The sequence below is a fragment of the Flavobacterium adhaerens genome (assembly GCF_040045115.1).
Taxonomy (GTDB): domain Bacteria; phylum Bacteroidota; class Bacteroidia; order Flavobacteriales; family Flavobacteriaceae; genus Flavobacterium; species Flavobacterium adhaerens.
In genome coordinates, this window is sequence record NZ_JBDLZX010000005.1 from 129,639 (window position 1) to 141,440 (window position 11,802).

Genomic DNA, 11,802 nt, shown 5'->3' on the forward strand with positions numbered 1-11,802 from the left:
TAAATTTCTGTAAAAAGCTTACTTAATCCTTGTTTTTGTTGGTGTTAGTGCGCTTTTGCGTTAGCTGAAAATGCAAATCCATTTAACAATTCAGAAATTGTCATTTTCTTTTTACCTGGAAATTGTAAGCAAAGGATTTGAATGTAGCCATCTTTGGTTGCAATTTTTAGTTCTTTTTTAGAACTTATTATGGTGCCAGTATTGTGGTTGTGTGTTTCCAAGAGGGCTTTGGCTTCGTATATTTTTATAGGCCATTCTTCTTCTTTGTCTGTAAAATAACACCAAGCGGCAGGGTACGGACTTAATCCTCTAATTAAGTTGTGTATTTCAGTAGTCGATTTTGTCCAATCAATTTTGCAATTGTCTTTGTTTAATTTATAAGCCGTTTTGATATCTGAGTTGTCATTCTGAATTGTAGTGGTTGCTTTATTGGTTTCGATAAGTTTTAAAGTCTCGATAACCGTACTGCATCCTAAATGCATCAAACGATCGTGTAATTGTCCTGCATTTTCGTTGCTGTCGATTTCGGTTTCAGAACTTAGGATCATGGCTCCAGTATCAATTTTATCATCAATAAAGAATGTGGTTACACCAGTTTTAGTTTCTCCATTAATGATAGCCCAATTTATAGGAGCAGCTCCTCTGTAATTTGGTAATAAGGAAGCATGTAAATTAAAAGTTCCTAATGAAGGCATATCCCAAACTACTTTTGGTAACATTCTAAAAGCAACTACAATTTGCAAATTAGCCTCTAATGATTTTAATTCGGCAAGGAAATCTTCATCTTTTAAATTGGTGGGTTGCAACAGGTGTAAGTTGTTTTTTAAGGTATATTCTTTTACGGCCGAATATTTTATTTTTTGTCCTCTGCCAGCTGGTTTGTCTGCTGCAGTTATTACACCCACTACATTATAATTGTTCTGGATTAGAGTGTCTAGGATTCCAACAGCAAATTCTGGGGTTCCCATAAAAATAATTCTTAATTTTTCCATTCGGTTTTTAAAGTGTATTTGTTATTTTTTTGAATTACTATAAGATTGTTTTCTAACAGTTGTTGTAGGACAAAGATAATGTCGTCTGATGGATTTTTAATCTTGTTTTGAATATCTCTTGAACTCAAATCTTCATTTTGAAGTAATGTTAAAATGGTTTTGGTGAGTGCTCCAAAGTTTTTTTTGTGATTTTTTTGAGTGATACAGTATGAGCAAACGCCACAATTGTTTGGTGTTTTTTCTCCAAAGTATTCCAATAATAGTTTGCTTTTGCAGCTGTTTTTTTGCTGTATGTAGTTTAAAACAGATTCAAGTTGCTCTTTTTTTAGTTTGTTTTGGATTGATAAATATTTGGCCACCTTATTAATTGTCATTTCATCTTCCCGTATTTCATTAAAAATTAAGGAAGCATCATTGTTTTTAGAATGGTAATCAATGATGTCTTTGTCTCTCAATTTGTGTAAAACAGTAAGAACTTCAGCCTCTGAATGTTGAGATTTTTTGGCAATCAAAGGCAAATTGAATGAGGTCTGCATCTCATAAACACCAGGATAAGTTCTGAGAATCGTTAGGATTATTTCTTCGTCATTTGGATTTAAACTGGTGTATCGAATAACTTCTTTAGATTCGATTAAAAATTGTAAAGTGATTTTTTCTGAAAATTCTTGTGACAATGTCAATACTCCCTGGTTGTCAAGAAACTGAATTGCATTGTAAGTTTTTATAGTTGGGAAATTGTATTTGTGACAAAAATGATTCAGGTTAAAAGTATATTCTTCATTTATACCTTCACCATAAGCGATTTGAAAATAATTACATAATTTGATATATACTGTTGTCAAAAAAGCTTTATCTGGCAGAATAGTTATAAATTGACTCTCGGCCTGGATAGCATCTGAAGGACTTGTAAGTAAAATTGCGAATGCTTTTTCTTCATTTCTTCCGGCTCTTCCAGCTTCTTGATAGTAGTTTTCTAGATTCTCAGGAAGGTGAATGTGGATTACAGTTTTAACATTAGGTTTGTCGATCCCCATTCCAAATGCATTTGTAGCAACAATAACCTGGGCTTTTTCTTCCATCCAAAGTTGCATATTTTTATTTTTCTCTCTCAAAGTGAGACCTCCGTGATAATAGGTGGCATTGAAACCTAAGGTTTGAAGTTGAGAAGAAATATCTAAGCAAGATTTTCGATTTCGAACATAAATAATTGAAGGTTGAGGGTTTTTTTTGAGGATTTGTTCAATTCTGTGAAGTTTGTCTTCGACTTCAAAAACCATATAGGCAATATTTTCTCGTGCAAAAGATTTTGCAAATTGAACTGTGGCTTTCATGCCTAGTTCCTGTAAGATGTCTTCTTTTACTCGAGGTGTTGCTGTTGCTGTTAAAGCTAAAAAAGGAATTTTTTGAAAGTGGGTTTTTAAATTCGATATTTTTAAATAGGCAGGTCTAAAATCATGTCCCCACTGCGACACACAATGAGCTTCGTCTATTGTGATTAAATTGATTGGAAGGTTTTTTATGCGATCTAAAATCCAATCCGACTGTAAGCGTTCTGGGGAAATATATAAGAATTTGTAATTTCCAAACTGACAGTTATCAAGCAAATCAATTATCTCGTCTGATTTTATTCCTCCGTTCAAAGCGATTGCTTTAATTCCTCTTTTTTGCAAATTAGCAACTTGGTCTTTCATAAGGGCGACCAAAGGGGAAATAACTAAACATATTCCTTCGTTGATGAGTGCTGGAACTTGAAAACATATTGATTTGCCTCCTCCAGTTGGCATTAGCGCAAAAGTATCATGACCGTTTAAAACGGAGTCGATAATTTCGTCTTGTAAAGGCCTAAATTTTTTGTGTTGCCAATATTTTTGAAGAATTTCTAATGCTGTTGGCATTATTTCAAGTTTAGATTGGTTTTGGTTTGCATTGATAGCTTTCTATCAATTGCTAAATTTTATCTAATATAAAAAGAATTCTGTTATCGATGCTGTCTTTTGGGACTTCAATTAAGTCGTAACCGTAATTGGTATATGTTTTAACAAGGTGTTTGTAGATAGTTTGAGCTTGATCAAAATTTTCGTAACGCTGACTGTCGCTTTCGTAAATTTCTTCCCAAGGAGGTAAAACAAAGATTTTGGAATACTTATAATTGCGACAAGCGTCATCAAAAGATTTTGGGTAATCATCGCCTATGTAATCTAAATAGGCAACCACATCAGGTATTCCGCGGTCTATAAACACCCATTGGTGAGGCTCTTTTTGAGCATTTTGAAATTGCTTGATTCTTCCATCAAGTAGCATTTGGCTAAATAATAAAGGGTCTTCTAGAAACAGTTGTTCGATACCTCTTTTTTGAGCTTCAAGTGTTACTTCACGAGAAATTTCAGGATAACAGCAATATCCTTTTGTGATTAGTTTTTCTATTATAGAACTTTTTCCCGTACCAGGACCGCCAATGATAACAATAATTTCTTTCTGCACTTTTTCTAATTAAGTGGCAAAAGTACTCAAACTTATTGGTTTTTGAAATCATTGGTATTTTAAACATTCAAAAAAAAGTAAAATTGATTTAGAGATGTGCTAGTTCTTTTTTTATGATGTCATCGTTATAGATTCATTTAAATTTTTGTGAATATTGGTGTTGATTGGTAGGATTAAAGTTTTTAATCTTTAATTTTAGAGAGTAATTTAAGAAACGGACAGGTAGTTGTTGTTCGGCTTTTTTTTTGATTTTAATGGTGTTTAGAAATATAGCTATGAGTAAAATTCCAGTTTATTTTATGCCGGGTTTAGCTGCGGGTATAACTATTTTTGAAAGAATAAAACTTCCTGAAGATAGTTTTGAGATGTTTTTTTTGGAATGGGAAATTCCATTAGAAAATGAAACTTTGCAGGAATATGCAAAACGGATGAGTCGAAAAGTGAAACATGAGAATCCAGTTTTGATCGGAGTTTCTTTTGGTGGAATTTTAGTTCAAGAAATGGCTCGTTTTATCGAGGTCGGTAAACTTGTTATTATTTCGAGTGTCAAAACCAATTTGGAGTTTCCAAAGCGAATGGTTTTTGCTAAAAATACAAAGGCGTATAAATTGTTACCCATCAGCTTGGTTCAAAATTTTGAAAATCTAGCTAAATTTTCTTTTGGAGAAAAGATTAATAAAAGATTAGAGTTGTATGAAAAGTTTCTTACCGTGAGAGACGTTCGTTATTTGGATTGGGCAATTGAACAGGTGATTTTGTGGGATAGAACCGTTGTAGATCCTGATGTGATTCACATACACGGAGATGCCGATGATGTTTTTCCGATTAAATATATTAAGGATTGCATCGTGATTCCAAAAGGAACTCACGTTATGATTATTAATAAGTACAGATGGTTAAATGCAAATTTGCCACTTATTATTTTGGGTATATACAAAGATATGTAAAAGGGAGTCAGAGAGTCGGTAATTTATTTTCTTTAATTTGTGGTAAAAGTATTGTTTCTTGACGAAGTGTTTACAAGATTTTCGTTTATGTCTTTGCTAAAATAATTGTAGCTAGCAATAATAGCTTCTTTTATAGGTGTTTTTAATTTGGTTTTGTTTTCGAAATGCTTGATGCTTACAACATTTTTGTTTTCATCAAGAAATATTGAAGTCGGAAAACCTAAAGTGTGTTTTATAGTAGCTACTATTCGAGAATCTTTTGGGTAAAATTCATTGGCATAACAAACTTTTATATCATTACTAAATTTGAAGGCGATTTTTTTTAAATCGCTTTTTTTGTCCCAAAATACAACAATGAATTGCATATCGTTTCTGTGTTCTTTGGCAAGTATATTTAAGGCAGGAATTTCGCCTTTTGGAATTACGCACCATGACGAATAAGTAATGATGAAAACAGGTTTATTGATTCTGTTTATTTTTACATTTTTTTCTTTATAAACCTTAAGAGTGAAGTCGTCAAATTTAGTGCCTACTAATTTTGTTTTTACTAAAGAATCAAAAAGTCTTTTACCTTCTTTAATGTCATTGCTTTCGTAAGCATTATTCGAAGCTTTTTTGTAGGATTTAATATTTTGACGTATTGCATCAGAAAAATACATTATCGTATCTTGACTGTATGAAGAATACAGGTTGAAAAGGAATAAGATAAGTAGTGTTTTTTTCATAAAGTTTTGAAATCAAATAATTTGCCGAAATTATGTAATTATTAACACTTCAAAACCGATTTATCGATTAACAGCGAAAAAATCGGATAAAAGGAATTAAAAATACAAAAAAAAGCGTTCTAAAAAATAATAGAACGCTTTTTTGTATGAAAAATGATATATAAAACTATATTTTTTTCATCTGTTCTTTCATCATTGCGATTTGTTCTTTCAACATATTCTGTTTATCAAGCTTTTTGGCTTCATTCAATAAGTTTGTAGCCTCCAATTTTCTTCTGCGTGTCATAGCAACTCCAGCTAAATTTAATTTAGCAACCGCCAAATCCATATCCATAGATAAGCCAAGCTCAATTGCTTTTTTGAAATATTTTTCAGCCAAATTAATATTGGTTTGTGAATTCATAATACCATGTAGGTAATTGAAATAACCTTGTTGTTTTCGAACTAATGCTGTTTCTGGATTTTTGATTTGAGCCAACCATTTTTGAGCTCCTTCAAAGTCTTGTTTTCTAAGTTTTAAAAAGGCAAGTAAGATAAATTCGTTTTTGAAATATAAAAAAATTGGAATTGCTGATAATAAAATAAGAAAGATTCCGTTACCAATATTGCTTTCAGTAAATTGCCAAATGCCAGTAATTATGATAAGTCCAGCAATAATAAGTTTGATATTTTTATGAAACATAATGTATAATAATTTAGGGTTACAAAGATAGTAAAAGGATTTGAAAATATTTTTTAAAAACTACTTGCTAAAAAAAAAAGTCTTTGTATATTTGCACCCAGTTTTGGAATAACAGTCATCCCAAAATAGAAATAGACATTTAATTAAGATTTTAAACATATAAAGCAATGAGCAAGAGAACGTTTCAACCATCGAAAAGAAAAAGAAGAAATAAACACGGATTTATGGACAGAATGGCTTCTGCGAATGGAAGAAAAGTTCTAGCGCGTAGAAGAGCTAAAGGAAGACATAAATTGACTGTTTCTAGTGAACCTAGACACAAAAAATAATGTTTGTATAAACATACATAAGGCGATTACTTTTTTAGTATCGCCTTTTTTTATACCTTGTCGGTAAAAAATCTTGTAACATTCTAGTTTATAAAGTACTGCGAATGTTTTTTAATAGAAAATAACAACTACTCAATACAAATAAAATGCCTAAAGACACATCAATAAAATCAGTTTTAATAATAGGTTCAGGACCTATTGTTATTGGTCAAGCTTGCGAATTTGATTATGCAGGATCACAATCTGCACGTTCTATTCGTGAAGAAGGAATTGAGGTAATCTTGATTAACTCGAATCCAGCGACAATTATGACCGACCCCTCTATGGCCGATCATATTTACTTAAAACCTTTAACAACAAAATCGATTATTGAAATTCTGAAGGAACATCCACAAATCGATGCTGTTTTGCCAACAATGGGAGGTCAAACTGCATTGAATTTATGTTTGGAAGCTGAAGAAAAAGGAATTTGGCAGGATTTTGGAATAAAATTAATAGGGGTTGATGTAAACGCAATCAATATTACCGAAGACAGAGAGCAGTTCAAACAGCTTTTAGAAAAAATAAATGTACCAACTGCACCTGCAAAAACAGCTACTTCTTATTTAGAAGGGAAAGAAATTGCTCAAGAATTTGGATTCCCATTGGTAATTCGTCCTTCGTTTACACTTGGAGGAACTGGAGCAGCTGTGGTTTACAAAAAAGAAGATTTTGATGAGCTTTTAACTAGAGGTCTTGAAGCTTCGCCAATTCACGAAGTTTTAATAGACAAAGCTTTGATGGGATGGAAAGAGTACGAGTTGGAGCTTTTAAGAGATAAAAATGACAACGTTGTTATTATTTGTTCTATCGAAAATATGGACCCAATGGGAATCCATACTGGAGATTCGATTACAGTTGCGCCAGCCATGACATTATCGGATACCACTTTCCAAAAATTACGTGACTACGCAATTTTAATGATGCGTAGTATAGGGAATTTTGCTGGAGGATGTAACGTACAATTCGCAGTTTCTCCAGACGAAAAAGAAGATATCGTGGCAATCGAAATCAACCCTCGTGTGTCTCGTTCATCTGCATTAGCATCAAAAGCTACTGGTTATCCAATTGCAAAAATCGCTTCTAAATTAGCTTTAGGTTACAACTTAGATGAATTGCAAAACCAAATTACAAAATCAACTTCGGCATTATTTGAACCAACTTTGGATTATGTGATTGTGAAAATCCCTCGTTGGAATTTTGATAAATTTGAAGGTTCTGACAGAACTTTGGGACTTCAGATGAAATCTGTTGGTGAGGTTATGGGAATTGGACGTTCGTTCCAAGAAGCACTTCACAAAGCAACTCAATCTTTAGAAATTAAACGTAATGGTATTGGGGCAGACGGAAAAGGTTACAAAAATTATGAGCAAATTATCGAGAAACTAACTTATGCAAGTTGGGATCGTGTTTTTGTAATTTATGATGCAATCGCAATGGGAATCCCGTTGAGCCGTATTCATGAAATTACTAGAATCGATATGTGGTTCTTAAAACAATACGAGGAACTTTATACTTTAGAAAAAGAAATTTCTAATTATAAAGTGACTGATTTACCAAAAGAACTTTTACTAGAAGCCAAACAAAAAGGTTTTGCAGATAGACAAATTGCGCATATGATGAATTGTCTAGAAAGTGAAGTTCACGCTTTGAGAATGTCTATGAATATTAACCGTGTGTTTAAATTGGTTGATACTTGTGCTGCAGAGTTCAAAGCCAAAACACCTTATTATTATTCAACTTTTGAAGCTGAAATTGAAAAAGCTGACGGTGTACGTTATGTTGACAATGAAAGTATTGTTACCGATAAAAAGAAAATTATTGTTCTAGGTTCTGGACCAAATAGAATTGGTCAAGGAATTGAGTTTGATTACTCTTGTGTACACGGAGTTCTTGCTGCTAAAGAATGTGGTTACGAAACTATCATGATTAACTGTAACCCTGAAACCGTTTCTACCGATTTTGATACCGCTGATAAGTTATACTTTGAACCTGTATTCTGGGAACATATCTACGATATTATCCAACACGAAAAACCAGAAGGAGTTATTGTACAGTTGGGAGGTCAAACCGCTTTGAAATTGGCTGAAAAATTATCTAAATATGGTGTAAAAATCATAGGAACTAGTTTTGACGCACTTGATTTGGCCGAAGATAGAGGTCGATTCTCTGATTTGTTGACAGAATTGCATATTCCTTTCCCTAAATTTGGAATTGCCGAAACAGCCGATGAAGCTTCTGCTTTGGCTGACTCTTTAGATTTTCCATTATTGATTCGTCCTTCTTATGTATTAGGAGGTCAGGGAATGAAAATTGTAATCAACAAAAAAGAACTTGAAGAACACGTTATCAATTTATTGAAACAAATTCCAGGTAATAAATTGCTTTTAGATCACTATTTGGCTGGAGCAATCGAGGCTGAAGCAGATGCGATTTGCGATGCTGATGGTAATGTTTACATCATCGGAATAATGGAGCACATTGAGCCTTGTGGAGTACACTCTGGGGATAGTAATGCTACTTTGCCTCCTTTTAACTTAGGTGAATTTGTGATGCAACAAATCAAAGATCATACCCACAAAATTGCGAAAGCATTAAAAACGGTTGGTTTGATTAATATTCAGTTTGCTATAAAAGACGATACGGTTTATATCATCGAGGCTAACCCTAGAGCTTCTAGAACTGTACCGTTTATTGCAAAAGCTTACGGAGAGCCTTATGTAAACTATGCTACCAAAGTAATGTTAGGGCACAGTAAAGTAACCGATTTTGATTTCAACCCGCAGTTGAATGGATACGCTATTAAGCAGCCAGTATTCTCTTTCAGTAAATTCCCGAATGTGAACAAAGCATTAGGGCCAGAGATGAAATCGACAGGAGAAAGTATCTTGTTTATCGATGACTTAAAAGACGATCAATTCTACGAATTGTACTCCAGAAGAAAAATGTATTTGAGTAAATAAGCTCAAGTCTTTAGATATGAAAAGAGGCTGTTTAGACAGCCTCTTTTTTGTTGTTGTAATGTAGTTAAAAACAGTTGGTGATTTCTGATTTATTTTTTAAAGAAGGATTCTGCATTTTTGTAAAAAATCTTTTTTTTTCTGGGTTTGATTCAAGAAAGTTAGTTTGTTGACATTGTCAATTATTGGTTTGATAGGGCCATTGTCTGATCCAAACATAATCCTGTCCTCGAATCCAGAATCGATAAGTCTTTTCATAATGTAATGAAAGTCTGATTCTGAGAAAATATAAGGATTGTTTAGCGCAGAAATATCCATGTAAACATTGTTGTAGTATTTCATAATAGCAATGGTGTCGTCTAGGAAAGGAGCACCAGCATGCATTATCCATATTTTTAATTTTGGAAATTTTTGCAATGTTTCCTCTAATAAAATAGGACTACCTAAACTAACTTTGAAATTTGGAGCTCCATGGTCTGGTCCCGCTAAACCAAAATGGATTCCCACAGGGATTTCATATTTTTTAGCTAAGGCATAATAGGGATGCATTTTCGGATCAGAAGGCGAGATTCCGTAATATTGAGTTAAGACCTCACCAAGAAATTGTATTTTGTTTTCCTTCATTAAATTTTCAACCCAATTGATGTCGGGAAAATCACTCTGATTGTCAAAACAATTTTGAGAGCTGTATGGAACTTTGCCTTCAGGGCACGGCAACATCAAACCGTGTAAAATTCCAAATTTTTCATTCTCCTTATACTTTTGTTGCAAATTCCAGGAAGTGCTCACTGCCACTTTGTAAACCCCGTTTGAGGACAAATTGACTAACTGATTACTTGGCTCTTTGTCTCCATGAATATGGACATCAAAAATTTTTTGAGCCATTAGATGATTTATAAATGATAAAAGTAAAACTAGTGTCCAAATTGTTTTTTTCATACCAATGGTTTTAGTATTGCAGGTAACATCAGCCAGTAAAAAAAAGCTCAGTTTGCTTTCTTCAAATATAAGGAAAGAACATTTTGCGTGTGATTCTTGAAGAATGACAAACTTGATGCTGATTTTTGAGTTTAACTTTTTCTCATAAAATCAAAAGCGCCTTTTCTGAGTTCTATTCCATGCTCTAGATAAGCTTTCATGCAGGCGAGAAAATTGGCCCAGCCTTCGGTGTTGCCCAGTGCCCATTTTAAGTTGTTTTCGTTGAATTCTTTTTCACTTTCAGAAACTTTTACCACAGTGCTTTGGTCGGGTTGTGCTTCCAGAAAGATGCTTACAATGGTTTCATTGTCCCAAACAAAAGAAACCAATTTGTTGTTTTCGGTTTGAATGTCTTTTATCGGAAAACGTTCTGGGAATTCTGGGAATTTCCACGATAGTTCTGCGCCAGTTTCCAATCGGCCAGTGCTTTCAGATATAAAATAGTGAGTCATTTTGTCGGGATTGACGATGCCTTCAAAAACTTCTTCAATGGGCTTTTGAATTTGAATTGTTGCTTTTGCGGATAGTTTCATCATTTTTATTTTTTGTTGATTGTAAAATGTTTAATATAATTTTTGTAGAGACGGGTTTCAAACCCGTCTGTACAGTAAAAATTCAAATCCGTCTGTACAGTAAAAATTCAAATCCGTCTGTACAGGGAAAATCAAGATGCTGTTATTATTTCTTTTTCAGTTTTTGTTTGAAAAAATCGATAGTTCGTGTCCAGGATAGCGTTGCGGCAGCCTCGTCGTATCGAGGTGTTGAGTTATTATGAAAACCGTGATTGACTTTGGGGTAATTATAGACGGTATATTCGACTTTGTTCTTTTGGAGAATGGCCTCATAAGCTAGCCAGCCCTCGTTGACACGAGTGTCTAACTCAGCGTAATGTAGAAGCAATGGAGTTTTTATCATTTCGGCTTCTGCGGTAGTGGGTTGCCCTCCATAATAAGGTACTGCCGCTGGTAATGTTGGGATTTTCACCGCCATCATATTCGAAATCCAACCTCCGAAACAAAATCCGACTACGCCTACATAACCATTGCAATCGGGGTGGGTTATGAGGTATTGGTAAGCGGCAATAAAGTCTTCGAGCATCTCTTCACGTGATCGCTTTTTTTGGAGTTCCCTGCCAGCATCGTCATTACCAGGATATCCGCCAAGAGGGGTGAGAGCATCGGGAGCTAGGGTGATAAAGCCTTCTACGGCGGCTCTTCGTCCCACATCTTCGATATAAGGATTAAGGCCACGGTTTTCGTGTACGACAATGATTCCAGGTAACTTTTTTTTGCCTTTGACTGGTTGCGACAAAAGTCCTTTGATGGTACCGCCTCCTTTTGGGGATTGATAGGTAATATAATCTGATTTTAGTCTCGGATCATCAGGTTTTATGGTGATTGAATCGATATAGTTTGGGGTTATAAAACTAAGAAGCGACGGTACAGTGAGACTTCCGATGGCAAATAGCGATAATTTTTCGATAAACTGTCTTCGCTCGATTTTGTTATGGGCATAATCATCATAAAGGTCAAAAACTTCTTGACTAATGTCTTCTTTGGTTAGTTTTTTCATGGCTTTTCTTGTTTGAATCAACTAATTTAGGAAAAAAATGATTGAATTTATGTGGAAAAACGAGCTGGAACTGTCTATCTAAATTATGACAATTTGG

General features: G+C 34.0%; 11 protein-coding genes. 3 read left to right on the top strand and 8 right to left on the bottom strand.

What is annotated here, in order from left to right; genetic code table 11:
* Positions 1-44: 44 nt before the first annotated feature.
* The 3 genes from fmt to ABEB18_RS08560 are packed head-to-tail and all read right to left on the bottom strand — an operon-like array spanning position 45 to position 3,473.
* Positions 45-992 (bottom strand): methionyl-tRNA formyltransferase, encoded by a 948-nt coding sequence (gene fmt / locus ABEB18_RS08550; RefSeq protein WP_348798851.1) that lies wholly within the window; start codon positions 990-992, stop codon positions 45-47.
* Positions 980-2,887: a RecQ family ATP-dependent DNA helicase gene (locus tag ABEB18_RS08555; protein ID WP_348798852.1), complete on the bottom strand. Its 1,908-nt coding sequence runs from the start codon at positions 2,885-2,887 to the stop codon at positions 980-982. Before ABEB18_RS08555 ends, fmt begins: the two co-directional genes overlap by 13 nt.
* A gap of 52 nt (positions 2,888-2,939) precedes the next feature.
* Complete coding sequence (locus ABEB18_RS08560) at positions 2,940-3,473, bottom strand: AAA family ATPase (protein WP_348798853.1); 534 nt, start codon at positions 3,471-3,473, stop codon at positions 2,940-2,942.
* A gap of 275 nt (positions 3,474-3,748) precedes the next feature.
* Here ABEB18_RS08560 and ABEB18_RS08565 point away from each other — a divergent pair, with 275 nt between their 5' ends.
* Positions 3,749-4,420 carry an alpha/beta hydrolase gene (locus ABEB18_RS08565; RefSeq protein WP_348798854.1) on the top strand — a complete coding sequence of 224 codons (672 nt, stop codon included), beginning with the start codon at positions 3,749-3,751 and terminating at the stop codon, positions 4,418-4,420.
* Positions 4,421-4,452: 32 nt separating this feature from the next.
* On the opposite strand, the gene ABEB18_RS08570 is transcribed toward ABEB18_RS08565, so the two are convergent.
* Positions 4,453-5,145 carry a TlpA family protein disulfide reductase gene (locus tag ABEB18_RS08570; protein ID WP_348798855.1) on the bottom strand — a complete coding sequence of 231 codons (693 nt, stop codon included), beginning with the start codon at positions 5,143-5,145 and terminating at the stop codon, positions 4,453-4,455.
* Between the two features lie 166 nt (positions 5,146-5,311).
* A complete protein-coding gene (locus tag ABEB18_RS08575; protein WP_348798856.1) occupies positions 5,312-5,827 on the bottom strand; it encodes a DUF2892 domain-containing protein in 516 nt (171 codons plus the stop codon).
* A 167-nt stretch (positions 5,828-5,994) separates the two neighbouring features.
* On the opposite strand from ABEB18_RS08575, the gene rpmH reads away from it, so the two are divergent.
* Both rpmH and carB read left to right on the top strand, forming a co-directional pair.
* Entirely contained in the window at positions 5,995-6,156 is a 162-nt protein-coding gene (gene rpmH, locus ABEB18_RS08580) for a 50S ribosomal protein L34 (RefSeq protein ID WP_008464848.1), read from the top strand.
* A gap of 146 nt (positions 6,157-6,302) precedes the next feature.
* Positions 6,303-9,158, top strand: a complete 2,856-nt coding sequence (gene carB, locus ABEB18_RS08585; RefSeq protein WP_348798858.1) for a carbamoyl-phosphate synthase large subunit — start codon at positions 6,303-6,305, stop codon at positions 9,156-9,158.
* Positions 9,159-9,254: 96 nt separating this feature from the next.
* On the opposite strand, the gene ABEB18_RS08590 is transcribed toward carB, so the two are convergent.
* From ABEB18_RS08590 to ABEB18_RS08600, 3 genes are all read right to left on the bottom strand, one after another.
* Positions 9,255-10,094: an amidohydrolase family protein gene (locus tag ABEB18_RS08590; RefSeq protein ID WP_348798859.1), complete on the bottom strand. Its 840-nt coding sequence runs from the start codon at positions 10,092-10,094 to the stop codon at positions 9,255-9,257.
* 131 nt (positions 10,095-10,225) lie between these two features.
* Positions 10,226-10,669 (bottom strand): SRPBCC domain-containing protein, encoded by a 444-nt coding sequence (locus ABEB18_RS08595; protein WP_348798861.1) that lies wholly within the window; start codon positions 10,667-10,669, stop codon positions 10,226-10,228.
* 142 nt (positions 10,670-10,811) lie between these two features.
* Positions 10,812-11,705 (bottom strand): dienelactone hydrolase family protein, encoded by an 894-nt coding sequence (locus ABEB18_RS08600; RefSeq protein ID WP_348798862.1) that lies wholly within the window; start codon positions 11,703-11,705, stop codon positions 10,812-10,814.
* Positions 11,706-11,802: the final 97 nt, after the last annotated feature.

Coding starts and splice junctions, on each gene's coding strand:
- ABEB18_RS08570 (WP_348798855.1), bottom strand. CDS start 5,145: ATGAAAAAAACACTACTTATCTTATTCCTTTTCAACCTGTATTCTTCA.
- ABEB18_RS08590 (WP_348798859.1), bottom strand. CDS start 10,094: ATGAAAAAAACAATTTGGACACTAGTTTTACTTTTATCATTTATAAAT.
- rpmH (WP_008464848.1), top strand. CDS start 5,995: ATGAGCAAGAGAACGTTTCAACCATCGAAAAGAAAAAGAAGAAATAAA.
- ABEB18_RS08565 (WP_348798854.1), top strand. CDS start 3,749: ATGAGTAAAATTCCAGTTTATTTTATGCCGGGTTTAGCTGCGGGTATA.
- fmt (WP_348798851.1), bottom strand. CDS start 992: ATGGAAAAATTAAGAATTATTTTTATGGGAACCCCAGAATTTGCTGTT.
- ABEB18_RS08600 (WP_348798862.1), bottom strand. CDS start 11,705: ATGAAAAAACTAACCAAAGAAGACATTAGTCAAGAAGTTTTTGACCTT.
- ABEB18_RS08595 (WP_348798861.1), bottom strand. CDS start 10,669: ATGATGAAACTATCCGCAAAAGCAACAATTCAAATTCAAAAGCCCATT.
- carB (WP_348798858.1), top strand. CDS start 6,303: ATGCCTAAAGACACATCAATAAAATCAGTTTTAATAATAGGTTCAGGA.
- ABEB18_RS08555 (WP_348798852.1), bottom strand. CDS start 2,887: ATGCCAACAGCATTAGAAATTCTTCAAAAATATTGGCAACACAAAAAA.
- ABEB18_RS08575 (WP_348798856.1), bottom strand. CDS start 5,827: ATGTTTCATAAAAATATCAAACTTATTATTGCTGGACTTATCATAATT.